24 protein-coding genes are annotated in these 26709 nt (G+C 65.8%); 9 read left to right on the forward strand and 15 right to left on the reverse strand.

The window, feature by feature from the left end; translation table 11 throughout:
- Positions 1-23: 23 nt before the first annotated feature.
- Both ABJO18_RS10905 and hisC read left to right on the forward strand, forming a co-directional pair.
- The gene (locus ABJO18_RS10905) at positions 24-818 is read left to right on the forward strand and encodes a methyltransferase domain-containing protein (RefSeq protein ID WP_348507601.1); all 795 of its coding nucleotides are present in this window, start codon (positions 24-26) and stop codon (positions 816-818) included.
- Positions 808-1896 (forward strand): histidinol-phosphate transaminase, encoded by a 1089-nt coding sequence (hisC, locus tag ABJO18_RS10910; RefSeq protein WP_348507602.1) that lies wholly within the window; start codon positions 808-810, stop codon positions 1894-1896. Before ABJO18_RS10905 ends, hisC begins: the two co-directional genes overlap by 11 nt.
- A gap of 18 nt (positions 1897-1914) precedes the next feature.
- On the opposite strand, the gene ABJO18_RS10915 is transcribed toward hisC, so the two are convergent.
- From ABJO18_RS10915 to ftsE, 5 genes are all read right to left on the reverse strand, one after another.
- Positions 1915-2919: a DUF2125 domain-containing protein gene (locus tag ABJO18_RS10915; RefSeq protein ID WP_348507603.1), complete on the reverse strand. Its 1005-nt coding sequence runs from the start codon at positions 2917-2919 to the stop codon at positions 1915-1917.
- A gap of 2 nt (positions 2920-2921) precedes the next feature.
- Positions 2922-3665: a lysophospholipid acyltransferase family protein gene (locus ABJO18_RS10920; protein WP_348507604.1), complete on the reverse strand. Its 744-nt coding sequence runs from the start codon at positions 3663-3665 to the stop codon at positions 2922-2924.
- On the reverse strand, positions 3665-4252 hold the full coding sequence (locus tag ABJO18_RS10925; protein ID WP_348507605.1) for a YdcF family protein: 588 nt from the start codon (positions 4250-4252) through the stop codon (positions 3665-3667). The genes ABJO18_RS10920 and ABJO18_RS10925 overlap by 1 nt, the downstream gene beginning before the upstream one ends.
- Before the next feature lie 93 nt (positions 4253-4345).
- The gene (locus ABJO18_RS10930) at positions 4346-5266 is read right to left on the reverse strand and encodes a hypothetical protein (RefSeq protein ID WP_348507606.1); all 921 of its coding nucleotides are present in this window, start codon (positions 5264-5266) and stop codon (positions 4346-4348) included.
- The gene (gene ftsE / locus ABJO18_RS10935) at positions 5259-6050 is read right to left on the reverse strand and encodes a cell division ATP-binding protein FtsE (protein ID WP_348507607.1); all 792 of its coding nucleotides are present in this window, start codon (positions 6048-6050) and stop codon (positions 5259-5261) included. The genes ABJO18_RS10930 and ftsE overlap by 8 nt, the downstream gene beginning before the upstream one ends.
- A 219-nt stretch (positions 6051-6269) precedes the next feature.
- Between ftsE and ABJO18_RS10940 the strand changes: the two genes are divergently transcribed.
- Both ABJO18_RS10940 and ABJO18_RS10945 read left to right on the forward strand, forming a co-directional pair.
- Positions 6270-6980 carry a DUF3426 domain-containing protein gene (locus tag ABJO18_RS10940; RefSeq protein WP_348507608.1) on the forward strand — a complete coding sequence of 237 codons (711 nt, stop codon included), beginning with the start codon at positions 6270-6272 and terminating at the stop codon, positions 6978-6980.
- 77 nt (positions 6981-7057) lie between these two features.
- Positions 7058-8236: an ATP-binding protein gene (locus tag ABJO18_RS10945; RefSeq protein ID WP_348507609.1), complete on the forward strand. Its 1179-nt coding sequence runs from the start codon at positions 7058-7060 to the stop codon at positions 8234-8236.
- A 51-nt stretch (positions 8237-8287) separates the two neighbouring features.
- Here the strand turns inward: ABJO18_RS10945 and ABJO18_RS10950 are convergent, their stop codons facing one another.
- The 3 genes from ABJO18_RS10950 to argH form a co-directional block, all read right to left on the reverse strand.
- The gene (locus tag ABJO18_RS10950; protein WP_348507610.1) at positions 8288-10840 is read right to left on the reverse strand and encodes a DUF4175 family protein; all 2553 of its coding nucleotides are present in this window, start codon (positions 10838-10840) and stop codon (positions 8288-8290) included.
- Positions 10841-10908: 68 nt separating this feature from the next.
- Entirely contained in the window at positions 10909-11061 is a 153-nt protein-coding gene (locus tag ABJO18_RS10955) for a lipoprotein (protein ID WP_348507611.1), read from the reverse strand.
- Between the two features lie 35 nt (positions 11062-11096).
- Positions 11097-12503, reverse strand: a complete 1407-nt coding sequence (argH, locus tag ABJO18_RS10960; RefSeq protein ID WP_348507612.1) for an argininosuccinate lyase — start codon at positions 12501-12503, stop codon at positions 11097-11099.
- Between the two features lie 66 nt (positions 12504-12569).
- On the opposite strand from argH, the gene ABJO18_RS10965 reads away from it, so the two are divergent.
- Positions 12570-13121, forward strand: coding sequence for a TlpA disulfide reductase family protein (locus ABJO18_RS10965; RefSeq protein WP_348515905.1), 552 nt, complete (start codon positions 12570-12572; stop codon positions 13119-13121).
- Positions 13122-13136: 15 nt separating this feature from the next.
- On the opposite strand, the gene ABJO18_RS10970 is transcribed toward ABJO18_RS10965, so the two are convergent.
- Both ABJO18_RS10970 and ABJO18_RS10975 read right to left on the reverse strand, forming a co-directional pair.
- On the reverse strand, positions 13137-14573 hold the full coding sequence (locus ABJO18_RS10970; RefSeq protein WP_348507614.1) for a serine hydrolase domain-containing protein: 1437 nt from the start codon (positions 14571-14573) through the stop codon (positions 13137-13139).
- A 391-nt stretch (positions 14574-14964) separates the two neighbouring features.
- On the reverse strand, positions 14965-17775 hold the full coding sequence (locus ABJO18_RS10975) for a TonB-dependent receptor (RefSeq protein ID WP_348507615.1): 2811 nt from the start codon (positions 17773-17775) through the stop codon (positions 14965-14967).
- A gap of 242 nt (positions 17776-18017) precedes the next feature.
- On the opposite strand from ABJO18_RS10975, the gene ABJO18_RS10980 reads away from it, so the two are divergent.
- The 4 genes from ABJO18_RS10980 (at position 18018) to ABJO18_RS10995 (ending at position 22041) form a co-directional block, all read left to right on the forward strand.
- On the forward strand, positions 18018-19055 hold the full coding sequence (locus ABJO18_RS10980; RefSeq protein ID WP_348507616.1) for a phytase: 1038 nt from the start codon (positions 18018-18020) through the stop codon (positions 19053-19055).
- Positions 19056-19065: 10 nt separating this feature from the next.
- Complete coding sequence (locus tag ABJO18_RS10985) at positions 19066-19410, forward strand: hypothetical protein (protein WP_348507617.1); 345 nt, start codon at positions 19066-19068, stop codon at positions 19408-19410.
- A 32-nt stretch (positions 19411-19442) separates the two neighbouring features.
- A complete protein-coding gene (locus tag ABJO18_RS10990) occupies positions 19443-20540 on the forward strand; it encodes a helix-turn-helix transcriptional regulator (RefSeq protein WP_348507618.1) in 1098 nt (365 codons plus the stop codon).
- An 88-nt stretch (positions 20541-20628) separates the two neighbouring features.
- Positions 20629-22041, forward strand: coding sequence for an amidohydrolase family protein (locus ABJO18_RS10995; protein WP_348507619.1), 1413 nt, complete (start codon positions 20629-20631; stop codon positions 22039-22041).
- 137 nt (positions 22042-22178) lie between these two features.
- On the opposite strand, the gene ABJO18_RS11000 is transcribed toward ABJO18_RS10995, so the two are convergent.
- The 5 genes from ABJO18_RS11000 to ABJO18_RS11020 all read right to left on the reverse strand — a co-directional run bounded on the left by ABJO18_RS11000 (position 22179) and on the right by ABJO18_RS11020 (position 26688).
- Positions 22179-23108, reverse strand: a complete 930-nt coding sequence (locus tag ABJO18_RS11000) for an electron transfer flavoprotein subunit alpha/FixB family protein (protein WP_348507620.1) — start codon at positions 23106-23108, stop codon at positions 22179-22181.
- Positions 23109-23110: 2 nt separating this feature from the next.
- Positions 23111-23860: an electron transfer flavoprotein subunit beta/FixA family protein gene (locus ABJO18_RS11005; protein WP_348507621.1), complete on the reverse strand. Its 750-nt coding sequence runs from the start codon at positions 23858-23860 to the stop codon at positions 23111-23113.
- A 245-nt stretch (positions 23861-24105) separates the two neighbouring features.
- Entirely contained in the window at positions 24106-25245 is a 1140-nt protein-coding gene (locus ABJO18_RS11010; RefSeq protein WP_348515906.1) for a serine hydrolase domain-containing protein, read from the reverse strand.
- A gap of 172 nt (positions 25246-25417) precedes the next feature.
- Complete coding sequence (locus tag ABJO18_RS11015) at positions 25418-26002, reverse strand: YceI family protein (RefSeq protein WP_348508997.1); 585 nt, start codon at positions 26000-26002, stop codon at positions 25418-25420.
- A 110-nt stretch (positions 26003-26112) separates the two neighbouring features.
- Positions 26113-26688 carry a cob(I)yrinic acid a,c-diamide adenosyltransferase gene (locus tag ABJO18_RS11020; protein ID WP_348508998.1) on the reverse strand — a complete coding sequence of 192 codons (576 nt, stop codon included), beginning with the start codon at positions 26686-26688 and terminating at the stop codon, positions 26113-26115.
- Between the last annotated feature and the right edge of the window lie 21 nt (positions 26689-26709).

Genomic DNA, 26709 nt, shown 5'->3' on the forward strand with positions numbered 1-26709 from the left:
GACATGAACGGGGAGTCTGGCCAGTGCGCCGCGATGCCACCGAACTCGATCGCTTCTACAAGACCCGCCAGGGTCTGACCGCCCGCCGCATGATCGGGCGGCGTATCCGGGCGCTGTGGCCCGAGACGCGCGATCTCGACGTGCTGGGCCTGGGGTTTGCCAATCCCTATCTGGATCCCTATCGCCGCCAGTCGCGGCGCTGCATCTCCTTCATGCCCGCCGGTCAGGGGGTGATCGTGCCGGCCCGCGAAGGCACGCCGACAGCGCTGGGCGACGAGGTTCACCTGCCTTTCCCTGAAGCCCTGTTCGACCGGGTCTTGCTGGTCCATGCGCTGGAAGAGGCGGACAGCCTGCCCGCCCTGCTGCGGGAGATCTGGCGGGTGATGGCGCCGGAGGGGCGGCTGATGCTGGTGACGGCGTCGCGCAGCGGCATGTGGGCGCTGTCCGACAAGACCCCCTTCGGTCATGGCCGGCCCTTCACGCGCGGCCAGCTGTCCGGCCTGCTCGAAGATTCGCTGCTGGAAGCGACCGCCTGGTCGCGGGCGCTCTATGCGCCGCCCTGGGGCTGGGCGACCCACCGGCGTATCGCGTCGGTCTGGGAAGAGGTCGGGGAATATGCCTGGCCGGGCCTGGGCGGGGTCATTCTGGCAGAGGCCGTGAAGCATACCGGCGCAGTGAGGCCGCAGCGCCGCACTGCGCCCGTCCGCAAACGCGCACTTGAAGGGCAGGCGCAGCCCGCGCTATCTCCCCGTCACCTGTCCGGACGGCAAGGGGCTGACCGGACGCTCCAGGACCAGAGGTCGCTTCATGGGTATTGAGCCGCGCGCGGGCATTCTCGACATTCGTCCCTACAAGCCGGGTGCCGCTGAAGCGCCGGGTGTCGCCGATCCGGTGAAGCTGTCCTCGAACGAGAACGCGCTGGGCTGTTCGCCCAAGGCGGCAGCAGCGTTCGAGGCCTCGGCCAAGCGTCTGCATCTCTATCCCGATGGCGGCGCGACCAAGCTGCGCGAAGCGATCGCGCGCGAGGAAGGGCTGGAAGCGGAGAATATCGTCTGCGGCTGCGGTTCCGATGAACTCCTGCAGCTCCTGGGCCGGGCCTATCTCAATCCGGGCGACAAAGTGGTGCAGTCGCAATACGGCTTCCTCGTCTATCGTCTCGTGGCGATGCAGTCTGGTGCCGAGCTCGTCTCCGCACCCGAGCGCAATTACACCACCGATGTCGATGCGCTGATCGAGGCGGCGGGCGACGACGCGAAAATCGTCTTCCTGGCCAATCCGAACAATCCGACCGGCACCTATATCTCCGACGCCGAAGTGCGCCGCCTGCGCGATGCGCTGCCGGCCTCCACGCTGCTGGTGGTCGATGCGGCCTATGCCGAATTCGTGCGCAATGCCGATTATTCCGCCGGTCTCGAACTCGCGCGCGAGCGCGACGATGTCGTCGTCACCCGCACCTTCTCCAAGATTCACGGTCTGGCCGGTGCGCGTCTGGGCTGGGCCTATGGCAACAAGTCCATCATCGACGTGCTGCACCGGGTGCGCGGCCCGTTCAACGTCAACCTGCCGGCCATCGAAGCGGGCACGGCGGCCATCGCCGATCGCGATTTCATGAAGCGCTCGGCCGACCACAATGAGGAATGGGTCGCCTGGCTGCGTCAGCAGATCGGCGGTCTGGGCCTGGAAGTCACGCCGAGCGTGTGCAATTTCGTGCTGATCCACTTCCCGGAGACACCGGGCCGCACGGCGAAGGACGCCGACGCCTTCCTGACGTCCAAAGGCCTGATCATCCGTCCGGTCGAGCCCTATGGCTTGCCCAATGCGCTGCGTGCCACGGTCGGCAAGGCCGCGGAAAACCGCCGCCTGGTGGACGGTCTCGCCGAGTTCATGCGTGGCTAGGCGCCGGCTGTCGGGCGATCACTCGTCAATCGCTCCGAGGCGCACCGGACCCAGATAGATGCCGCCGTCATGGATGCGGAAGGGCAGGGCAACGCCTTCGGCACTGCGCGGGGCCATCATGGCTGCCAGCCTGAGCGCCTGCTCGTTCTCGCGCGGGACTACGCCCGCCTCGATCAGGGCGTCTGCGAGTGTGTCCGGGTCGGTAATGCGCAGCGACAGGCGCCCGTCCGGGCGTGCCAGGCTGTCGATGGTGAAGTCGCCATTGCCGGTGATGTGTGCCGGGCCCCATTCCAGCTCGGCATCGGCAATCTGCAGCGCGCCGCCGGCATCGCGCCAGGCGATGGCGTTGGCGCCGTCAGCCAGGGCCGACCAGTGCGTCACCTCAAGATCGACCCGGGCCGTGCGGGCGGTGTCACCGAAGGCGCGCTCGACATCGGGCTCCAGCACGCCGGGCGCGGCCCGGACACCGGAGACCGCAAGGCGCATGCGCAAGCCGTCTTCCTCGTCCACGACGCCGGACATCAGGAGTTCGTCGATTGAGCGGATATCCGGCGGCGTGCCGGCGTGTGTGGTCACGACAAGATCGCGGAATTCCGCGCCGACGCGTTCAGTGTCACCGGCCGCATTGTAGACCAGGCTGATCCGGGCATCCGATCCCGTCACCTCGATCGTACTGTCTTCGCTGGCATAGTCCTCCAGCAGCAAGGGGCCGCCGAAAGCGACGATCCAGTGCGACAGGTCGTGCGGCATTGCGTTCGCGCTGAGTTCCTGCAGCCGGGCATCCCAGCCGCCATCGCTCTGCGGTGCGCGGAAATGCGGCTCCACGAGCCGGATCTGGAAACGGTAGGGATAGCCGCCGATATGCAGGCCGGCATGCTCGATTGTGTAGCCGGCATTTTCCTTGTCGGCGATCCACGCGTTGACGCCCTTGCGGATCTGTCCGCTGGCGACAATCCAGTAGGCCGAATACAGCACGAACAGCCCGATGATGGCCGCGATCGGCCAGAGCAGTTTGGTTCTCATGGTCACCGGCCTGTCCTCCCCAACGGCATTCCGGCGTCATCGACCGCCTGCAGGGCGTCCGATGCGGTGTTGATGCGCGTGTGAAGCTCGCGCAGGAATTCGGGCTTGCCCAGCCCTGGCGGGATGGGTTCGAGAAACTCGACCACGATCCGCCCCGGCCGTTTCAGGCCGCAATAGGATTTCAGGAAAACCCCGGAATTCAGCGCCACCGGCACGCAAGGCACGCCCATGTTCAGATAGAGGCCGGCCGCTCCCGGCTTGAAGTCGGGATGCTCGCCGGGGTCCACGCGGGTGCCCTCCGGGAAGATCAGGATCTGCCGGTCCTCGCCGGCCCGGCGGGCGGCATCGCGCATCATGCCCTTCAGCGCGCTGGCGCCCTTCTTCCGGTTCACCGAGATATTGCCCAGCTTCACGGCAAACCAGCCGAAGAAGGGCATGTAGGTGAGGGTGTGTTTCAGGATGATCGCCGGATCGGGCAGGATTTCCCAGAAAGCCAGCGTCTCCCACATGCTCATATGCTTGGAGGCAACCAGTGCACCGCCTGCGGGCAGGTGTTCGCGGCCGCGCACCTCGAAGGTGATGCCGTAGATCCAGCGCAGGCCGAACCAGAGCATTTTGAGATAGACCCGAAGCCAGCTGCGCGACCAGGTGCGTGGCCCCAGCAGCAGGGGCAGTCCGACCAGGCCCATGAAGACCATGAGCGAATACATGTAGATGTAGAAGACGAGCGAGCGGATCAGGGTCATCAGACGCTTTCGGGACGCGGTGTAACGGTCTGGCGCAGCCACACGGCGGTGAATTTGGCATACTCCTGCAGCCACAGGCGCGATGCCCCGAAATCCTGCCAAGGCGGCGTTGTGCGGACGGGATAGGCGATCAGTTCGACACCGGGCATCAGGGCGCGCATCTCCAGGAGGCTGCGCGGCAGATGATAGTCAGACGTGACGATGATCAAGCTCCGATAGCCGTTTTCGCGCACCAGCGCGCCGGCTTCGCGGGCATTGCCGATCGTGTCCGTGGCGTCTCGGCCGAGAATGACGCAGCAGTCCAGCTCGTCGTCGGACAGGCCGGAATGGCGCTGGATGTCGGCCGGCGTGGCCGAGGCATCGACACCGGAAATCAGCAGCCGGGGCGCGCGGCCCTCACGCAGCAGATCGATACCCGCCGTGGTGCGGCCCGCATCGCCGGTCAGCACGACGATGGCATCGGCCTGGCGTCCGGTATCGGGGGTGGCGTAGGTGGCGATCCGGCCGGCGAACACAAGAAAGCCGATGGCCAGTCCGGCCACCAGCAGGAAGGCGAGTGTGCGCAATGCCATCCAGCCCCGGCTCATCGTGTCCGTCCGATCCCGTATCGCTGTGCGGCGTGTGCCGCCCGTGAAACCTGCATCAGCATGTCCTCGCGAACCCGGCCGTTTTGTGGCGCGCTACCAGCGTCCCCGCAAGTCCGACGCGACAGCAAGTCGCGCCGAAACCGCGGCGGTCAGACCGGCCAGCAAGGGAGCCAGGGCCAGCAGGACCAGCTCGAACGGGTCGGCTGCCCATTGCGGCAGGAAGAAAGCCATATCGGCGGGCGATCCGCCGATGCTGACCAGAATGGAGACCAGACCGGCAAAGATCGCGCCGGCTGCACCGGATTTCAGGCCCAGCATGAAGAAGCGCCGCTGGAACAGGCCGGCGATAAACCGGTCCTCGGCGCCGCACAGATGCAACGCGTCGATCACGTCGACGCGGGCGGCGAGGCTGGCCCGTGCGGCAAAGGCGACCACGGCCGCGGCGGCGCCGGCAACCAGCGCCAGAAGCGCTAGGCCCAGTGTCTGCGCCGTCGTGGCGGCGCGGCGCACGGCGGCTGCCCAGCGCGAATGATCATCGACGGTCGCGGCCAGCCCGGCCTCGTCCAGCCGGGCCTGCAAGGCCTCGGGCTGGAAGCTTGCGGCGCGGACAGTCTCGCTTTCCAGCTCGACCTCGACCATCAGCGGCAGCGGCAGATCGTCCGGCAGATTGCCTTCGCCCAGCCAGGGGCGGAGCAGGGCCAGTGCGTGTTCGCGTGTGCGGGCGGTCGCGTCCCGGACGCCGTCCATGGAGCGGGCGATCTCCGCAGCCGCTTCGGCATCGGCCGTGGTGTCGCGCTCGTCGACGGGGCGGATCTGGATGGTCAGGCTGGACTCCAGATCGCTGGTCCAGGTCTGCGCCTGCAGCCAGGCGCCACGCGCGCCGAGGGCCGCGATACAGGCCAGAAAGACCAGGATGGCGGCGACGAGAAACAGCGGACGGTCGCGGCCCGCATCGGGCGGCAGAAGCCGGCCATTGCCACCGGCGGGCGGTTTGGGAACGGTGGGCTCACTCATCGCCGGCCTCCGGATCGGGAGGCGACATCGCGTCCAGCGCCTCGCGGCCTTCGGCTTCACGCTGATCGGCCTCGCGCTGACGGCGTCCGCGTGAGGGGCGGATATGCAGATGGCCGTTCGACAGCGTCATCACAGGCGCGTCCACCATCCGCACCAGCTGCAGGTCGTGCGTGGCGATGACAATCGTCGTGCCCAGCTTGTTCAGCTCGGCGAAGAGGCGCAGCAGGCGCATGCCCATCTCGGGGTCGACATTGCCTGTGGGCTCGTCGGCGATGAGGATTTCCGGCTGGCCGACGACGGCGCGGGCGATCGCGACACGCTGCTGTTCACCGCCGGACAGGGTCGGCGGCAGGGCTGACATGCGATCGCCCAGGCCCACCCAGGCGAGGAGTTCGGCGACGTCCTCGGCGTATTCGGAGCGCTTCTTTCCGGCCACGCGCAGCGGCAGGGCGACATTGTCGAACACGCTCAAGTGATTGAGAAGACGGAACTCCTGGAACACCACACCGATCCGGCGGCGCAGGTCCGGCAGGTCGCGGCGCGGCAGTGTCGCGGTGTCGCGGCCGAAGAAGGAGACCAGCCCGCGCGAGGGTTTGGCGGCCAGATAGATGAGCTTCAGCAGCGACGTCTTGCCCGCACCGGACGGTCCGGTGAGAAATTGGAAAGAACCCCGTGGTAAATCAAACGACAAATCGCGCAGAATCTCCGGGCCGCGTCCGTACCGCATGCCGACATTGTCGAAGCGGACAACCGGTTCGGGGTCGCTGTGCGGGGAAGCGGTCATACTCGGGTTGATGGAGTGCCTCCACTGACACGGGTGAACCTGGTTGGACGAAAACGACGCACGATGAGCATTGTACTGAGCTGTCCGTCCTGTTCTACGCGGTATCGCGCGAATGCCGACGCAATCGGCAGCGCCGGCCGCCGTGTGCGCTGTGCATCCTGCGGACATGTATGGACCGCCGACGCCCAGATTCCAACGGAAGCGGCCGCGGCGCAAGACATGGTCTCACCGCAATCCCCGGCCGAACCGGTCGTCGAGAAGCAGCCGCACAAGGCTTTCCGCGAACGCCAGGAAAAGAAACGTCACACCCTTTCGGTCGCTGCTGCGGGCGGGGCCTGGGGGGCACTGGCGGTTGCCTGCGCTGTCGTGCTGACGACCGCCTGGATATTCCGGGTCGATGTCGTGACGCTTTGGCCGCGCGCCTCCTCGGCCTATGCCGCGGTCGGCGCCGAGGTGAACCCCTACGGTTTCTCGGTCGGTGAGCTGGATATCCGCCGCGATGTGGATCACGGCGTTCCGCTTCTCGTGATCGAGGGCGATGTGCGCAATTTCGACCGCCGCGCGCGCGCCATGCCGGGCTTGCGGGCCGTGCTGCGCGATGCCGATGGCGAGTCGGTTCTGGAATGGACGGTCTCGGTACCTGCGGGCCAGATCCGTGCGGGCAAGAGCCAGGAATTCCGCACCGTGGTGTCCGACCCGCCGCCTTCGGCCGTCGAGGTCGAAGTGTTGCTGATGGCCCATGCGGCGACCGGCAATGCGGCGCATGACGAAGCTGGCGAGGATGGGGACGCGCATGCAGCCCCGTCCAACACAGAGCCATCCCATGAAGCGCCGTCTCACGACACGCCTGACCATGCTCCGGCTCCGGCTGCCGCACACGAGCCGGTCGTCGCCGAGCACCAGGAAACGGCTGACAACGGCCATCACTGATTTCACCGGCCGCGTCCGGCGATGTTACTGGACATCATATCCTTGCAAATTCGGAATTAATATACGAAATTGCAAGGATGATATCACGTGATCTGACTTCGGAAATCGTCGAGGCGCTGGATGAAAACCCCGCGGTGGTCCTGCTCGGGCCGCGTCAGGTGGGCAAGACCACGCTGGCGCACGAGATCGCAACGGCCCGGCCATCGATCTATCTCGATCTCGAACGGCCGTCGGATATCGCCAAGCTTCAGGATCCGGAACTCTATCTACGCGATCATCTCGACAAGCTGGTTATTCTCGACGAGGTTCATCGTATTCCGGAACTCTTCGGAACGCTGCGCGGCCTTATCGACGAGGCCCGCCGGCTCGGCCGCGGTGATGGGCGTTACCTGTTGCTCGGCTCCGCTTCCATGGAGCTCATGAACCAGTCCTCGGAGTCACTTGCCGGCCGGGTAGCGTACCGCGAGCTGGCGCCGGTCACGGCCAGAGAACTTGGTGAGGACATCCCGGTTTCGACCCTCTGGGAACGGGGCGGCTTCCCGCGCAGCCTGCTGGCGGCCAGAGCGCGGGCCAGCGTCAATTGGCGCCGCGATTTCATCCGGACCTATCTGGAGAGGGATATCCCGCAGCTCGGGACGCGTATTCCGGCGGAAACGCTGCGCCGCTTCTGGACGATGCTGGCGCATCACCAGGGCGGCCTGTTCAATGCGTCCGAATTCGGCCGTTCGCTGGGCGTCGACAGCAAGACTGTTGCGAACTACCGCAATCTGATGATCGATCTGCTGCTGGTCCGCAAGCTCATGCCCTGGCACAGAAATACCAAGAAGCGGCTGGTCAAGTCGCCGAAAGTCTATGTCCGCGACAGCGGGCTCTGCCACACATTGCTGGGCATCGACAGTTTCGACGCCTTGCTGGGGCATCCGGTGCTGGGCGGGAGCTGGGAGGGCTTTGTTGTCGAGAATATCGCCGCGGCCGGTCAGCTAGAGGCTCATCAACTCGGCTTCTACCGGGCGGCGGGCGGTGCGGAGATCGATCTTCTCGTCGAGCGGGGCGGCGAAATCTGGGCAATCGAAGTCAAGCGAACCAGTGCGCCGAAACTCACCCGGGGCTTCCACTCTGCATGCGAGGATCTGCAGCCTGCGAGGGCGTTCTTTGTATATGGCGGTCAGGAACGCTACCCGCTGGCCGATGGCGTCGAAGCCATCGGGCTGCGGGAGCTGTTGAACGAAGTGTCGGCAAATCGGGCTGCCAACTGACCATATGCCGCCGGGCTGCGATGCGCGTTGATGCAGGCAACGGCCCGTTGCTCAGAACCGATCCAGCAGGCGTTCGATATAGTCCAGCTCTTCCTGGGTCAGGCCGCTTTCGGCGGCCCGGCGGCGCAGTTCTTCCAGGATGGCGCGGGCCCGGGCCCGGCTCATCTCTTCGGGGACCTCGACACCGGATCCATCGGCAAAGGCGCCTTCGGACGGCCGGCCCAGCGGATCGCGATTGTCCTCGCCTTCGCCCATGGCCTGCCCGCGGCCCTCTTCCATGCGCTCCATGAGTTCGCGAGCCAGTTCCTCGGCACCTTCGCGCAATTGGGCGAGGGCCTGTTCCTGGGCGGCGAGCGCGTCTTCGGTACTGCCCTGGCGCAGGGCTTCCTCGGCCTCGCGCATGGCCTGGCCGGCCTGGCCGAGCGTCTCGCCGCTCTCGCCTTCACCGGGCACGGCCTCGGCCGACTCGCCGAAGCGCTGGGCCAGCTGCCCCTGGGCGTCCGCCAGCTGCTGCGTGCTCGACGCACCGCCGCTCTGGTTCTCGGCCAGCGATTGCGATCCCTGGCCGGAAGGCTGGCCCGACTGCTCGCCGCTTTGCGGAGCGCCGCCGCCCTGCTGTTGCTGCTGGTTCAGGCCGAAAGTCTGGTCCTGCAGGTCGCGCTGCTCGCCGATCATCTCGCCGAGTTCTTCCAGCGCCTCGCGCATGGCTTCCGAGGTGGCGTCGCTCTCGCCTTCGCCGCCCGTGCCCTGGCCCATCTGCATCTGCATGTTGCGCAGAAGCTCGCTGAGGGCGGCCAATGCCTGGCGTGCCTCGGCCGTATCGCCCAGCTCGGCGGCCTCGCGCAGGGCGTCGAGCATGTCCTGCAGCATCTGCTGGTCCAGCTGCGGACCGCCGCCGCCTTCGGCAAAATTGCCCTCTTCGGCGGCCTCGCGGGCGAGGGCGGCCATGTAATTGTCCATCGCCTCTTCATAGGCTTCGAACAGGGCGGCCAGCTCGGTCTCGTCGGCACCGCGCGCCATGGCTTCCATCAGCGCGCGCTCGGCGGCGCGCAGTGCGGCTTCCGCATCGGCCAGCGAGCCCAGCTCGGCGCGCAGGGCGATATTCCACAGATCGTCGTCCAGCCCGGTCAGGTCGACCTGATCCCGGGCGCGGCGCAGGCGATGCACGGTCTCGCGAATGCCCAGATAGACGATCGGATCGTCGAAGAAATAGATCGGCGCGTCGGAAATGGCGTCCAGCGCGCGGGCGGCATATTGCAGGCCTTCCGGCGCGCGCTCGATCCGGCGCTCGGGTTCTTCAGCCAGATAGGCCGGGCCGGGCGGGATATCCTCGGTATACATCACCGGGCGTTCGGGCAGGGGGGCATAGGCCGCGTCGGCCGCCATCACGCCGCGGCGCTGTTCGGCGACGGCGCGGGCCAGCGCGTCGAGAAACACCCGTTCGGGCAGAGTCACGCCCAGGGGCGGCGACAGGCCCTCATTGCCGGCGGCATCGGTGACGGCGAGGCGGATCGTTACGCGCGAACCGGCCAGCGGATGGCGGGCGGTTTCCAGCAGCGTGCCCAGGCCCTCGCCCTCGCTGAGCGGCGTAACAGATACGGCGTCGATCGGCAGGCGTTCCCAGCCCGCGCTCTCATCCTCTTCCGGGCGGATATCGAGGGCGTAGCCGGTGGGGCCGTAATCGTCCTGCACGGAAAAGCGCAGATCGAGTTCGCCGGCGGATGTCGCGTCGGGGACGGCGAGCAGACGCACGCGCGGCGCCGTGTCCGGAATGGCGTCGAGCGTCCAGGTTTCGCGTGTGCCGGGTGCTGCCAGGCGGACGGTGGCATCGCCGGTGACCGGCGCGCGGATATCCCAGACGCCATCGCCGATTTCGCGGACTTCACCGCGCTCGGTGCCGGCTTCGCTGCGCAGGGTGAGACGCGGTTCGCGCCGGCTGCCGGCCACGCGGGTGATAAAGGTCGAGCCTTCCGGCACTTCGGCGCTGCGCTCGGTTTCTGCCAGGAAGACCGGCGCGCGGCCGGTATAGGCCGGCGGGTCGATCCAGGCGTCGATGCTCAGGGTTTCACCGCCCGCGAGGATGGGGGTCAGGCCGAAGGCTTCGCCCAGACGGTCGCGGGCCGCCGGTCCGGCGACCAGCCACGACACAACGAGCAGCAGGCCCAGCGTGCCGCGCAGGGCCCAGCGGTCGGTGCGCGCCCAGGCGGCCTTGGGCCGGCGGGCATGGGCCGACGCCAGGCGGCGGCGCATGCGCGCCTGGTGTTCCTGCCAGACACGCAGGGCGACCGGATCGCTGTCGGACGGCTTATCGGTGAGCGCCTCGTGCGGGCGTGCCTCGATACCGCTGTCTTCCTCGACACGGCGGGCCAGCGCGTCGGCATCGGGCCAGTGGAAGGTGCGAATGCCGCGCCAGGTCAGCCAGGCCGCAGGCAGCAGGGTGGCGATGGCATAGATCGCGCGCCAGGGATCGCCGATCCGGTCCCACAGGCCCAGAAGAGCCAGAATCGCAAAGGCAGAGGCCCAGGCCAGAACGGGCCAGAGCACCGGAACCGAGGCTTCCCACACAAGGGCGCACCCGGCAGCTATGAGCGAGCGGCGACGCATCCACAAACCCTATCATGGCCAACGCGATAGACGAGAGCCACATGCATTACGATTTGGAGAGCCAGGCGCTAGTTTTCGCTGTCGTCGCCGGCGCTTTCGTCCTGCGGCGGCGGATCGCCCCACAGGGGTGGCGGGCGTTCCAGTTCGCCGCGCAGGCCGCAGGCGGCGACGGTCAGGGCGCTCAGGGTCGCAAGGACCAGGGCGGCAAGGCGTCGTTTCATGTCCATTCCCTCAACTCAGGACCGGCGTTGCACGGCTAGCCCAGCCGGGCTTTCCACGCGGCGACCTGTTCGCGCACACGCACCGGCGAGGTGCCGCCGAAACTGGTGCGGCTTTCCATCGATGCCCGGGCACTCAACACGGAAAACACGCGCTCGTCGATACCCGGCTCGACGCTCTGCATGTCTTCCAGGGAGAGCTGTGCCAGCGGGATATCGCGCTTCTCCGCCAGCTTCACGATCGAGCCGGAGATGTGGTGGGCGTCGCGGAAGGGCTTGCCCAGTTCGCGCACTACCCAGTCGGCCAGATCCGTCGCGTCGGAATAGGCTTCGCCGGCGGCCGCTTCCATCGCGGCGCTGTGGAAGGTGAGGTCGGCGGCCATGCCGGCCATGGAAAGCAGGGCCAGTTCCAGGTCGTCAATCGCCTGGAAGACCGGCGCCTTGTCCTCCTGCAGGTCTTTGGAATAGGCCAGCGGCAGACCTTTCACCACGGTCAGAAGGCCGGTCAGCGACCCGATGATGCGGCCCGGCTTGGCGCGCACCAGTTCGGCGGCGTCGGGATTGCGCTTTTGCGGCATGATCGAGGATCCGGTCGACCAGGCATCCGACAGCGAGGCAAAGCCGAAGCGGCGCGTGCACCACAGCACGATCTCCTCGGCAAAGCGCGACAGGTTCACCGCACAGATCGCCGCGGCCGAGAGCACTTCCAGCGCGAAGTCACGGGCCGCGACGCCGTCGAGCGAATTGGCCATGGGCCGGTCGAAGCCGAGCGCTTTCGCTGTCATCTCACGATCAATCGGGAAGGCGGTGCCGGCCAGTGCGGCGCAGCCCAGCGGGCTTTCATTGAGGCGTTTGCGGGCATCGGCAAAACGGCCGCGATCGCGCTGGGCCACCTCGACATAGGACAGGAGGTGGTGCGCCAGCGAGACCGGCTGGGCCGTCTGCAGATGGGTGAAGCCGGGCATCACCTGGTCGACATGCTTTTCGGCCTGGGCGACCAGCGCCTTCTGGTATTCGGCCAGCTGGGCATCGATCCGGTCGCAGGCGTCGCGCAGCCAGAGACGGAAGTCGGTCGCGACCTGGTCATTGCGCGAGCGGGCGGTGTGCAGGCGGCCGGCCGGTTCGCCGATAATCGCCTTCAGCCGCGCCTCGACATTCATGTGCACGTCTTCCAGCGCGGCCGACCAGGTGAAGTCCCCGGCGCGGATCTCCTCACGGATTTGTTCCAGGCCCTGGCGGATTGCCGCAGCATCCTCGCTTGAAATCACGCCTGTTTCGCTCAACATCTGGGCATGGGCGAGGGATCCGTCGATATCCTGCTCGGCCATGCGCTGGTCGACATCGACGGAGGCATTGATGGCTTCCATCACCGCCGACGGCCCGGCCTCGAAACGTCCGCCCCACATGGCGCTGGACTTGGAAGATTGCGGGGATTTCTCGACCATCGGGGATTCCTGCGGATTTGGGAGCGAAGCGATATGAAGACTCCACTTGGAATAGCCATTTTTGGCATGGCCGCAATCCTCGTGGTGGGATTCCTTGTCGTGGTGTTCAGCGCGATGGACCAGAGCGATGCGGGCGGGCTGGAAAGCTATGCCCGCGGCGAGATGCGCCGTTTCACCCAGATCGACGACGCGCCGCCCCAGCCGGATGCCGTCTATGTCGACGAAAACGGCGACGAAGTCCGCCTGTCGGATTATCGCGGCCAGGTGATTTTGGTGAATTTCTGGGCGACCTGGTGCGGGCCCTGCGTGGAGGAAATGCCGGCGCTGGACCGGCTGCAGGCTGATCTTGGCGGCGAGGACTTCCAGGTCGTCACCGTCAGCCTCGACCGTTCGATGGACGATGTGCTGGCCTTCTTCGAACGTATCGAGCTGGAAAACCTGCCGATCATCCATGACAGCAATCTGGCCAGTTTCTCCCAGATCCGCACGCCGGGCCTGCCGACTTCGGTCCTCTATGACCGCCAGGGCCGCGAACTGGGCCGGGTCACCGCCCCGGCCGAATGGGACAGCGAGGACGCCAAGGCCCTGATCCGGGCGGCGATTGCACGGGGCATGTGAGTGCCGTTGCGGCGTCTAGTCCCTTGGAAAGTCATTATTATACCCGCCCCCCTGCGTCATGCGGACCCATCGGACCTCGCCGTCATTTGCTTCGATGAACTGGTAGGTTGTGTTCTGCGATGGTGAGATGAGTGTCGCGGGGCCGACGGGAATGAGCGTCTGCGCCGTCTCGTCGCCGGGGGCTGTGAGGGTGAGGGCACCGTCTGCCACCGAGAAGACCAGCCTGTCGCCATAGGTGCCGGCAAAGCGCTGGATATCCGCTTCCGGCAGATCGGCTTCCGTATAGACCGTGGGCTCCAGCAGCGGCCAGCCGTATTCATGCGCCACCGATCGCGCGATCGAGGCCATCAGGTTGAAGCCGTTATCGCTGTTGGTCATGACGACCAGCGCCTGATCTCCGGGCAGATGGCCCACCATGTAGCTGGTGAAGCCGGCATTGCTGCCCCAGTGCTCGACCAGTACTTCGCCATCGGCCCCTGGCGTCCGGGTGAAGCCGAGCCGGCCTTCGGAATGTGCGAAGACGTCCGCGGCCAGTTCAGGGGAGAGGATGCGGCCTGCGCCCGTTGCCCGATCCTCCATCAGCGTGCCCATGAAACGGGCCAGATCGGCCGGTGTCGACCACATGCCACCGGCCGCGAGGAAGGGGAACAGCTGGTCGGGATAGGGCTGCAGCGCGTTGGAATAGCCGGTTGCGGCCGCTGCGTTCAGCGCCGCCGGGATCGGCTGTGCAAACGTGCTTCGCGTCATGCCGGCCGGGGTGAAGACGATCCGCTCCGCAGCGCTCTGGAAATCTTCGCCGGTCGCGTCCTGCACCAGTTTCTGGATGATGGCATAGCCGGGATTGGAATAGCGGTAACGCGCGCCGGGGACGGCTTCCACGGCGGCCGGCGGATCCACCGAAGGCGGGGTTCCGGCCAGCATGGCCTCGATCGAGGGGAGCGGTTCGCCCGGATCGTAGGCCGACCACAGATGATTGGCGATGCCGGCCGTATGGCCGATCAGGCGGCGCAGGGTGACGGGTTCTTCGGCCGTGAATGCGCTGGCGGGGATCTGCCAGTCGTGCAGATAATCGTCGACATCCGCGTCCAGGCTCAGCGCGCCCCGGTCGACCAGATGCAGCGCCATCATCGCCGCGACGGGCTTGCTCAGCGAAGCCGCTGCGAACACGGTGTCGGGCGTGACCGGGGCTGCCGTGGCAAGGTCGGCATAGCCGAACGTCATCTGCCAGGCGATTTCGCTATCCTCGATGAAAGCCATGCTGAGCCCGGGAATATCCTGCTCCAGCATCGCCTGCGGGATCGACCTCGCATCGAGATGGCCTTCCAGATAGTGGGCGGGGAGCACGCTTTGCCGGATACGGTCGGGTGATGATTGTGGCCCGGGCACAGTCTCGCCCTGCAGGGAGAGCGCAGCAAGTGCGGCCAGGCACGGCGCCAGAATACTCATCGGCATGGTCCGTTATCTATCGGCATCTTTTGGAGAAACAGCCGGTTGGCAGGATGCCGTCAGTCAAGCAGCGCCGCCGCTGCGGAACAACTTACCGTGTCGTAAGGGCCAGCCGGTGCTCCTGGTTGCCCCTGCTGCGTTCGCGCGGCCGGCAAGAAAAAAGGGCCGTCCACAACGCGGACGGCCCTGTGAGTTTGAAACCTTGCCCGGAGGGATAAGCGGGAAGGTCACCCGGTCGGGGAGGAGCGGGTCGGCGCCTGTCTACGCCGATAACGCGACGGAACGGTGACGCCTGGAAGACAGTTTCGCGTCGGCCGCATCGATAATTAACTATATGAAATAAAAGAAAAACCCCGGGCCAAAGGCCCGGGGTTTCCTGTGTGGAATGCGGTGCTGCTTAATATGTGAAGCGCACGCCGAAGACGGCCGACCAGCCATATTCTTCGAACTGTTCCACCCGGCTGACACCGTCCGGACGGGTGACGGCGCGGAAGGGTTCGTCGGTGACATTCTTCAGATCGCCGAAGATCTGGAGATGGTCGTTGAAGCGGAACTTCGCCGACAGGTCGAGCTGGGTGTGGTCCAGCACGATCCGGTCCTCGTCGGCATCGCCGCGGATTTCGTCGAGGAATTCGGAACGGTGCGAGACGACGGCGCGCAGGTCCCAGGGGCCCTGGTCGTAGCCGAGCACGGCGTTCCACACTTCGTCCGACTGGCGCGGCAGCGGTACGACACGGCCGTCCGGCAGGGTTGCCTCACTGTCGGCGAGGGTGGCGTTGAAACCGGCGATGAAGCCTTCGACCGGCAGGAAGTCGAGCGCTTGCTGGTAGTTGAATTCCCAGCCCGACACTTCCGCTTCCGGCAGGTTGATATAGCTGTCGGCCTCGTCGAACAGGCGGCCATTGATGACCCGGTCCGAGTACTGGATCGGGCCGATGACGTTTTCCAGATCCTTGTAGAAATAGCCGAGATAAACGACGGCGTCGTTGTTCGGATACCATTCCAGCGAGATCTCGAAATTGTCGGCTTCCAGGCGCTGCAGGTCCGGATTGCCGAGCTCACCCTCGATCTCGTCTTTCTTGTTCTGCTCGACCAGGAGGCGCGGCGCGAACTGGCCCGGATTCGGGCGCTGAATCGAGGCATAATAGGAGGCGCGAGCAATCCAGTTCTCGGCCACTTCATAGCGGGCGAGGATGGAGGGCAGCACGTCGGTATAGTCGTCCGAGACGTATTGCGGCGTGACGATCACCGTGTCCTGATCCTGCAGCACGCCACCGACCGTCGAGCCTTCCTCGGCGAGGAAGGCTTCATAGCCATAGGCCGACACGTCGGTCTGCTCGATGCGGAAGCCGCCGACCACGCTGAGCGGGCCGTTCTCGATGGAGCCCATCAGATAGGCGGCCATGATGTCTTCCTCGACACCGTAGGTCGCGCCATAGCTGTCGATGTCGCTGGCGATCGGATCCAGTTCCAGGCTGCCGAAATTGGCGTTGAAATAGTCGCGAACCGCGACCGGATCCGGCACCGGACCGAGACGGTCCTGCGAGTAGTCGACCGAACGCACGACCTGGTCGAGCGTCAGATTGTCGTCGCTCTCATAGACGTCGAAATCCAGCACATACTTCTTGTCGCGCAGGCGGGCCCGCACCCCGTACTGGATGTAGGTGGCCATGCCGCCATAGTTGAAATCGTGACGGATATTCAGCGCCGCGGCGTATTCGCGGTCCTGGGACAGGCCGTTGGTGACCTCGAAGCCCTGATTCTCGTAGATCAACGGATCGAAGACGGCGTCCGTGGTCGCGCCGCCACCATAGACCAGCTGCGGCATGAGCGGGTTGGAGACGTTGACGCCGAAGACCTCGTCATCCTCGAATTCATAGGAGAAGTCCGTGTCCAGACGGTTCGGCTCTTCCTCTTCGGAGTGGACGTAGGAGAGCGACCAGTCGACCGTCGTATTGCCGCGCAGCCATTCGCCGCCGAAGTCGGTGGCGAAGATCATCTGGGATTCCAGACGGTCCTTGATGTCACGGTCGATTTCCATCTCTTCGGCCACGAAAGCCGCCAGATCGCCGGAGGAGGCCGCGTCATTATACTCGGCGTCTTCCAGCTTCACCTCGACGCGGTTGCGGTGCTCCGCATCGGAGAAATCGGACCAGGTGTTGCGCAGGTAGAAGCTCAGCTCGTTCGACCAGCGATAGTCGAAGTTCAGGGCCGCCGTCGTGCGTTCGCGCGTGATCTGGTAGTTGCGCATCTCGACTTCGTTCGGGAAAGGCACGCTTTCGTCCGTTTCCCAGCCGCCGTCGACCTCATAGCTTTCCGAGCCGAAGACGCGTTCCTGGTGCGACAGCGAACCGGCCACGCCGAGACGTCCGTCGAGGAAGTTGTTGGCGAAGTTCACCGAGCCGCGCCAGCCGAAATCCTGTTCGATATCGGAGTAGAGCGAAGCCACACGGCCGCGGATGTAGAGATGGTCGACATCGAGGCCCGAAGTGGTTTCGATCTCGACATTGCCGCCGACGCTGTCGCCGTCCATGTCCGGCGTCAGCGACTTGTTGATCACGACGCTGGAGAGCACGTCGGCGTCGATGACGTCGAGGCCGACCTGGCGGTCCTCGGCTTCCGGCGAGGTCAGGCGCACGCCGTTGATCGAGGTGGAGACGAGGTTCGGATCCAGGCCGCGGATCGAGACGAACCGGCCTTCGCCCTGGTCGTTCAGCACGTTCACGCCGACGGCGCGGCGCGCGGCTTCGGCGACGTTCTCGTCGGGGAACTGGCCAATCGCGTCGGCGGAGAGGACGACGATATTGCCGTCATTGGCGCGCTGGCGCGACAGGGCGGAGTTGAGCGCGCCGCGCTGGCCGATCACCAGGATGTTCTCGACATAATCGACGTCTTCGCCGATCGTGATGACCGGGGTCGCCGTGTCGGTGACGCTGGCGAGCGTGACCGAGGTTTCGGCCGGCTCGGCGCCCACATAGCTGATGCGCAGCGTGTAGGTGCCGGCCGCGAGGCCGACGATGCGGAACGCGCCGTCCGAACCGGCGGCAACGGTCTGGCCGGTTTCAACGATGCGGATGGTGGCGCCTTCCAGACCCACGGTCCGGGAACCGTCCATCACGCGGCCGGCAATGGTGCCGGCCTGGGCGGCGGTCGCAGCAGCAAGTGCCAGCACCGAGGCGGTGCCGAGCATGGCGAATGTCCTGGTCATGATGTCCCCCTTCAGGAAATGACTGGCGAGTCGGGCCTGGCAGTCCGATTTCGGCGCCTTATTGGGGGAAAAGCGGCGACAAACTGATGACGCTATGGCTGCACTTCCGTGTCGTTTGGATTGAAGTTTTGTGACGGTGCGAAATTGCATCACCCCGTCAAGGAAGTGTCACGATTGTCCGCGTGCCATTTCGGTTGAACCCGTGCTATGGCGCGGCGGACCGGACTTCTGGAGGGACAGTCATGAAGCGGATTCTCGGCCTTGCGGCATTCTCACTGGCACTGGGCGGCTGCGGCGGCGGATTGCCGGCTGTCGAGATCGAGGCCGTGCTGGAAACGGCGAGCGTCGCCGGTACGGGCGATGCGGCCGATGATCCGGCCGTTTGGGTCTCGGACAATCCGGCCGACAGCCTGATCTTCGGCACTGACAAGGATAATGGCGTCTACGTCTACACCATGACCGGCGCAGAGCATGCCTACCTGCCCGAAGGCCGTCTCAACAATGTCGATGTCCGCTACGACTTCGCGCTCGGCGATCGTGTCGTCGACATTGCCGGCGCCTCCGACCGTTCCAACATCGGCATCGCCTTCTTCTTCATCGATCCGGATACCCGCGATGTGAGCTATGCCGGCGCCGTGCCGCTGGACAATATCGTCGAACCCTACGGTTTCTGCTTCTACCGCAGCCGCCAGGATGGCGAACTCTATGCCTTCGTCTCCGACAAGGATCCGGGCACTTTCGTCCAGGTCCGCGTGGGCTGGAATGGCGAGAGCGTCACCGCCGAGGAAGTCCGCCGCGTCACGCTGGGTACGATCGCGGAAGGCTGTGTCGCGGACGAGCGCACCGGCACGGTCTACATGAATGAAGAAAATGTCGGCGTCTGGATGATGGGGGCCGAGCCCACCGATCCGGCCGAACCGGTACAGATCGCCGCCGTCGATGGCCAGCAGCTCAGCGCCGACGCCGAAGGCGCCGCCCTTCTGCCGCGCGGCGAGACCGGCGGTTGGCTGGTCGTCTCTTCCCAGAGCGACAATGCCTATGCGGCCTATGATCTGGAAACGCACGACTTCGTCACGCGCTTCCGGATCGTCGACGGCGCCGTGGACGGGGTGACCCATACCGACGGTCTGGACATCTCGACCGCCAATCTGGGCGAGACTTTCCCCGGCGGGATATTCGTCGTGCAGGACGATGAGAACGAGACCGGCGGCCAGAATTTCAAATTCGTCGACCTGCGCTCGCTGACCGTTGTGCTGGAAGGCGGGAGCGCGGCGGAGTAGTCCGGGCCGCATGGCCCTGCTTCTTCCGCTCATTCTTCTTGTCGCCATTATTGCCCTGGTCTGGCTGCACCGCAGCCGGGACCGGGGGCTGGCGCGGCAGCTCGGCGTGATCGAACGCGATCTCGCCGCCCGCCTGGTCCTGCTGGAACGTGGCGAGAGGCCGGTTGCCGGCGGGCCCGGTATCGACACCGGCCAGGCCGGCGACGCGCTCATCAAAGCCCCTCAGCACATCTTCGACAGTGTGCACGCCGCCTACGACGCTTGCGAGCGTGAGACCCCCGATGCGCCGCAACTCTTGCGCCGCGCCGTGTCCGCCCTGGCCGAATACCGCGACTTTCGCGGCTGGAAGGGGTAGGCAGGCCGGTCCCAGTCCTTAATCTGCCTGTCATGACGCTCCAGCCGGTCAATCTCGTCCACATCGCCCTGATCGCCATTGCCGGTCTGGGTGTGCTGCTGACCGTCTCGCAGCCGCGCCTTCGGGCGGTGTCGGCGCTGATGGCGATGTCCTGCACCTGGATGATCTTCAACGTGCTGGAGGAGACGGCCGGGTTTCGCGACATCTGGCTCGTCACGCCGGCCTTCCGCCTGGCCTATCCGCCGCTCGTCTATCTCACTGTCCGCGGCATCATGATCGCCGGCCCGGCGCTGACCTGGCGCGACTGGCCGCATGCCGTGCCCTTCCTCATCGCGCTGGCGCTGACGGCGCAGATCGCCTGGGTCGAGCACGCCGCCCGGATCAGCCTGTTCGTCTACTCCGCTGCCGCGATCTGGCTCATTCACCGTTTCCGCCGTGCGACCCGCGAGACCCGCTCCGACGCGCAGGCGATCCAGCTCAACGGGCTTTATGCCCTGATCGGCTTCTATGTCGTCGACGGCGTGTTTGACGTGCTGCGGATGGATGCGCACTGGATCCATCCCTACTGGCCCTGGCTGGAGACCCAGACCGCTTATCTCTTCCAGATCAGTGTCTCGCTGGTCTTCGTGGTGGTGCTGATCCTGATCGCCGTCCGCCACAGCCGCCTGTTCGAGGGGCTGGAGCCCGGTGCGCTGGATCGCCCGCGTGACGAGCCGGCCACACCGGCGCCGGGCGATGCGGCGGCCGAGGCCGAGGACTTCCGGCGCATCGATGAGGCCGTGCGCGGCGAGGCGCTTTATTCAGAACCGCGTCTCACCCGGACGGAAGTCGCGGCGGCAGCAGGGCTGGGCGAGCGGGCCGTGTCACGCGCGATCAAGACGGCGACGGGGCGCAATTTCAACGACTACATCAACAACCTGCGGATCGAGGATGTGTGCGCGATGATGCAGGAGGATGCCCGCGCCGGCACCGCCCAGCGCGTGATCGACCTGGCTTTCACGGCCGGATTTTCCTCGAAATCCGTATTCAATGCCGTTTTCAAGCGCGAGACCGGCGAGACGCCCTCGGCCTATGCGGCGCGCCTGCGCGAGGGTGAGGGCGGACCGGTTTCCGGTATCCGCAGCGCCTGACGAATTCCGCACGTCCGGAATCCGGATTCCGGACGATGCCGGTCTCCGGACATGCTGATCTCTCCCGAAATCCAGACGGGAGAGATCCATGCTTCGCATCCTCGCCGGCGGCCTTGCCGTCATCCTCGCCACGATCGCCGTTTCGGCCCTCATCATCGCCCGGCTGCCCGGGGCGATGGTGCCGGACCGCAACGCATCGCGCACCTGGCTGATCGAGCACGCCACACTGTTCGATCCGGACGCCGGCACGCGGCAGGCCGGCCAGTCGGTTCTGGTGCAGGACGGGCAGATCGCCCGCATCGGCCCGGACGGAATGTCCGGCATCGATCCGGACATTCCGCGTATCGATGCCCAGGGCCGCACCCTGATGCCGGGCCTGATCGACATGCATGTCCATGTTTTCGACGAGGTGGACCTGGCGGCCGGGCTGGCAGTTGGCGTGACGACCGTGCGGAATATGGGCGGCATGCCCTTCCATCTGCCGCTCGCCCGCCGCATCGATGCGGGCCGTCTCTATGGCCCGCGCCTCATCACGACAGGCGCGATCATCAATGAGCGCGGCGGCCGCAATGCCAACCTGCTGCACGAGCTGGTGAGCGGTGGCGACGAGGCGCGCGCGGCCGTCCGGCGTCAATACGCAGCCGGTTTCCGCCACCTCAAACTCTATTCCAACCTGTCGCGCGAGAGCTTTGCCGCGATCCGCGAAGAGGCGGCAGCGTTGGGGATGACGATGAGCGGTCACCCGGTCGAGGGTACCCAAGACGACCCGCTGCCCTTCACCGATACGCTGCCGGCGGATTTCGCCACGATCGAGCACACCGAGTCGATTGTCTGGCATGGCCTGTCCGACGATACCGATCCCGAGGGCGCACAGACCCTGGCACAGGCGGTCGCCGCGGCCGGTGCCACGGTCGATCCGACGCTTGTCGTGCACGAGAACCTGGCGCGGATCGTCGAGACGCGTGGCGCACATCTGCTGCGCCCGGAGATGGAAGGCTATAACCCGGTGGTCGCCGGCTTCGAGCGGGACACGTTCGATTTCTGGTCGCGCTATGTCCATGAGGACCGCACGCAGATGCAAGCCTTCTACGAGGCCTTCACCGGCATGATGCACGAGGCCGGCGTGCGTCTGACGGTTGGTTCGGACTCCGGCATCATGGCCTCGCCGCATGGCGTGTCGACGGTGCGCGAGATCGAGCTTCTGGTCCGGGCCGGGCTGACACCGCTGGAGGCAATCCGGTCGGCGACCGTGCATCCGGCCGATGTGCTGGGGCTGGACGGCAAGATCGGCTGTGTGGCCGTGGGCTGCTTTGCCGATCTGGTTCTGGTCGACGGTGACCCGCTGACCAGCCCGTCCATCCTCTACGCACCGCGCGGTGTGATGCGCGACGGGCGCTGGCTCGACCGCGATGCGCTCGATGCGCTGGAAGAGGCCGGGCGGCAGCCGTCCGAGCTTCGCACCTGGTGGCGGCTGGGCCGGCATCTGCTGGCGATTGGCTAAAGCATTTTCAGCAAAAGTGGGGACCGGTTTTGCGGTTCGAAAATGCGACCACTCAAGAATTCTTGGCGGACAGCCCCAAAAAGAAAACGCCCGGCTGGATGGCCGGGCGTTTCCTGATTTGTCCGGTGCGGCGGGGCTCAGCCCAGCGCTTCGTCCAGTTCCGGCAGGGCCTGGAACAGGTCCGCGACGAGGCCGTAATCGGCGACCTGGAAGATCGGCGCTTCCTCGTCCTTGTTGATCGCGACGATGACCTTGGAGTCCTTCATCCCGGCCAGGTGCTGGATGGCACCGGAAATGCCGACCGCGATGTAGAGTTCCGGCGCGACGACCTTGCCGGTCTGACCGACCTGGTAGTCGTTCGGCACAAAGCCGGCATCGACCGCGGCGCGCGAGGCACCGACGGCGGCGCCCAGCTTGTCGGCGATCTTGTCCAGCAGGTGGAAATTGTCGCCGGACTGCATGCCGCGGCCGCCGGAGATGACGATCTTGGCCTGGGTCAGTTCCGGACGATCCGATTCCGACAGCTCCTCGGACACGAATTCCGACTTGAACGGGCCGGAGGAGGCACCGAGATCCTCGACCGAGGCCGAGCCACCGTCACCGGCCTTCTCGAACGTGGTCGGGCGGACCGTGATGACTTTCTTCGCGTCCCTGGACTTCACCGTCATCATCGCGTTGCCGGCATAGACCGGACGCACGAAAGTGTCGGCGCTTTCCACCGCGGTGATGTCGGAGATCTGCATCACGTCGAGGCGGGCGGCGACTCGAGGCATGAAGTTCTTGCCCATCGTGGTCGCAGCCGACAGCACGGCGTCGTAATCGTCCATCAGCGGGGTGACGAGTGCGTCCATGGCTTCCGCCGTCGGCGAGGCGAAGACGTCGGCTTCGGCGTGCAGCACCTTGGCGACACCGTCCAGCTTGGCGGCGGCTTCGGCCACGGCACCGGCATCCTTGCCGGCCACGAGGACGTGGATATCGCCACCGATCTTCTTGGCGGCGGTGATCACGGCGCGGGTGGCGTCGTTGAGCGCGCTGTTGTCGTGCTCGGCAATAACGAGAACCGTCATGATCAGATCACTCCCGCTTCATTCTTCAGCTTGTCGACCAGCTCGGCGACGCTCTCCACCTTGATACCGGCTTCGCGCTTCGGCGGCTCGGAGACCTTCACGACTTCCAGACGCTTGGCGATATCGACGCCGAAATCGTCCGGAGCCTTGGTGTCGATCGGCTTGCGCTTGGCCTTCATGATGTTCGGCAGCGAAGCGTAGCGCGGCTCGTTCAGGCGCAGATCGGTGGTGATCACGGCCGGCAGTTCCAGCGCGATCGTCTGCAGGCCGCCATCGACCTCGCGGGTCACGGTGGCCTTGCCGTCGGCAATCTCGACCTTGGAGGCGAACGTACCCTGCGGCCAGTCCAGCAGCGCGGCCAGCATCTGGCCGGTCTGGTTGGCGTCATCGTCGATCGCCTGCTTGCCCAGCAGCACGACTTCCGGCTTCTCCTCGTCGGTCACGGCTTTCAGCAGCTTGGCGACGGCGAGCGGTTCGACGGTCTCGTCGGTCTGGATCAGGATGCCGCGGTCGGCGCCCATGGCGAGGGCGGTCCGCAGGGTTTCCTGGGCCTGCGCCGGTCCGATGGACACGACGACGATTTCTTCAGCGACGCCCTTTTCCTTCAGGCGGATCGCTTCCTCGACGGCGATCTCGCAGAAGGGGTTCATGGACATCTTCACATTCGCGAGGTCGACGCCCGTTTGATCGGGCTTCACGCGGACCTTCACGTTGTAATCGACGACCCGTTTGACGGGGACGAGAATCTTCATGCTGGGGCTCCGGTTGGCCGCGCGCGGGATATTCTGCGCACCTACAAAGAACAGGCGGCGAAACTGCCTTCGCGCGTGCGGTAAGTCAATGCAGCCCGCTGGCTTACGCATGCGTCAATTCGCAGCTGCGGTATCTTGCTTTGCCGCGGTCGACAGTTCGGCATATCGACCCCGCAAGCGGACCCGTGCGTCTTTCAATCCTCGATGTGGTCCGGCGGCGCGGGCAAAATAGAATAACAGGTATGTTATTCCCCGGTGCCGTCCACGGGCGGCGCGAGGGCGAACAGGCGCGCTTCAAGCGCGTCGAACACGGGTGCTGCTTCTCCGTCATGGTTCGACAGCACCACGATCTCATAGCCGCGGTCTGGATAGGCGAAGACGCGCGCCTGCACGCCGGCGGTCGATCCGGTATGTCCGTAGCGTCGACCGTACGGGCCGGTACGGACGGCGCAGCCGCGCCCGTACCCGCGTGCCTCGGTCGCCGCGACGATCCCGCACAGCCGCTCGCCGACGGGCGAGGCGGCGAATGAGGCGACAAAACGGGCCATGTCCGGGCCCGAAGCCAGCGCGCCGCCGCCCGCCGTTGGCGCTGGGACGGGAGCCGGATGGACATAGTCATCCGCGCGATCGCCGCGGACCGGCGTTTCGCTGTTCCACCAGGTCTGGAAATCGACCGGCATATAGGGGTGCGCCACAAGCCGGTCGCGGCCGGCGGCCGGTTGCTGGAAGACGGGTGTCTCGAGACCCTGATCCGCCAGTACGGCCCGTTGTACGAGGCTCTCATAGGGCTCGCCGGACAGGCGGGCGACGATTTCGCCCAGCAGGACAAAGTTCGCATTATCGTACCGGAAATCGGCCGGGCCCTCGCTGGACAGACCCAGTGTCATGTAGAGCGCGAACATGTCGTGATTGCCGGTGACGGCGTCGAGCGCGGCGTCGTCGGGCGTGCGGGTAATGCGGAATCCGGACCGGTGCTGCAGGAGGTGGTCCACTGTGAGGTGCGCGGGCATCGCGTCTGCCAGTTCCGGCAGCAGGTCCGCGACCGGCGTGTCGAAGCCGAGCCGGCCCTCCCGGACCAGTCTGTCGATGGCCTGCGCGGTGAGCATCTTGCCGGCCGACGCTATGGAGAAGAGGGTGTCCGGTGTCACCATACGACCCGTTTCCCTATCGGCGATACCTTGGACGGCAATGCCGGCAATCCGGCCCTGACGGGAAATCACGGCAATGCCGGAGAACAGGGGGGCGTCGGCTACGGCCGCTTCGACCAGGGCCTGGGGGTCGGGCGGACCGGCCTCCCGTGTCGCGGTCTCCGGGTTCTGACAGGCCGCCAACCCGGTCAGGCACAGGGCCAGAACGATATGAGCCACGGGGCGGTGAGCGGGCATGTTCGGTCTCTCCCGGTTTGACCGGGAGGAGTATTGGCGGCAGGTCATGCGGGCGGCAAGTTAATGATGCTACATGTGTAGCATCGAGTCCCGTCTTGTGTGGGGACGTGCAGGGGCAGAAAAGCCCGGGTGAAGCGTGTCGCCCGGGCCTTCCGTGACGCGATGGTTCTGACTATTCCGCCGCAGCGACGAGCTCGGTGGAGATGAAGAGTTCGATCTCGTCGGAGACGTAGGGGACGGCGAAGCCCATATCCCATTCCGAACGCATCAGGCTGCCGGTCGCGGTGAAGCCGGCCTTGGTATTGCCGTCCTGGGTCTCGCCGACCTGGTTCAGGGTGACGTTGAGCGTGACCGGTGCGGTGACGCCGTTCATCGTCAGGTCACCGGTCATCGTGCCGGTCTCGCCATCCTCGGTCTCGAAGCCGGTGGCGGCGAAATGCGCCGTCGGGTTGGCGTCCAGGCCGAAGAAGTCGTCCGAGGCGAGGTGGCCCAGGAAACGCTCCTGGTTGGCGCCGGCCCAGATGCCGTCGGCCAGGTTGAAGGTGATGTCGACCGTCGAGGCGGACGGGTCTTCCAGGTCGAGGTCCAGCGTGCCGTCATAATCGGTGAACTGGAGCGACTGGGTGGAATAGCCCTGGTGCACCCAGCTGGCCTGGATGATCGTGTGGGACTTGTCGAACTCGAACGAAACCGGTTCGGCCTGGGCGGCGGCGCCGATCAGGGCGAGGGCGGCAGTGGCAGTCAGAAAGCGGGTCATGCGGGTCTCCGGATGAGCTGAATTGTCGCAGCCAGAGATAGGCGTTCTGCAGCGCATGTCGACCGGGCAGATATCACTTTCGTGTTTCCTGCGCGGAAACAATCGCGTGGCTAGCGGTCTTTTCCCGGCACCCACAGCACATCGCCGCCGGTCTCCAGATTGGCGATCCGCGCCATCACGAACAACAGGTCGGACAGGCGGTTGGCGTATTTCAGGGCTTGCGGATTGATCCGGGCGCCCGACGCGATCAGGGCGGAAATCCTGCGTTCGGCGCGGCGGCAGACCGTGCGGGAAAAATGCAGGCGCGCGGCGGCTTCGCTCCCAGCCGGTAGGATGAAGGAGTTCAGCGGCTCCAGGCGCGCATTCAGCCGGTCGATGGCCGCCTCGAGGCGTTCCACCTGTCCGGCGGTCATGCGCAGGGGTTCGAAATCCGGCGGTGTGTCGCTCTCGGGCACGCACAGATCGGCGCCCAGATCGAACAGATCGTTCTGGATACGCGCCAGATCCTCATCGAGCTCATGGCCTGGGCCCAGCGCCGCGCGGGCGAGGCCGAGAGAGGAATTGGTTTCGTCGACATCCCCGTAGGCATCGACCCGCGGGTCGTGCTTGACTGTTTCGGACATGTCGCCGAGCCGGGTGGTGCCGGCGTCGCCGGTGCGGGTGTAGATTTTCGTCAGTCGGACCATGTCCGCCTGTCTAGCGCCCCG

Source organism: Maricaulis sp., from assembly GCF_039978735.1.
In the GTDB taxonomy this organism is placed as follows: Bacteria; Pseudomonadota; Alphaproteobacteria; order Caulobacterales; family Maricaulaceae; genus Maricaulis.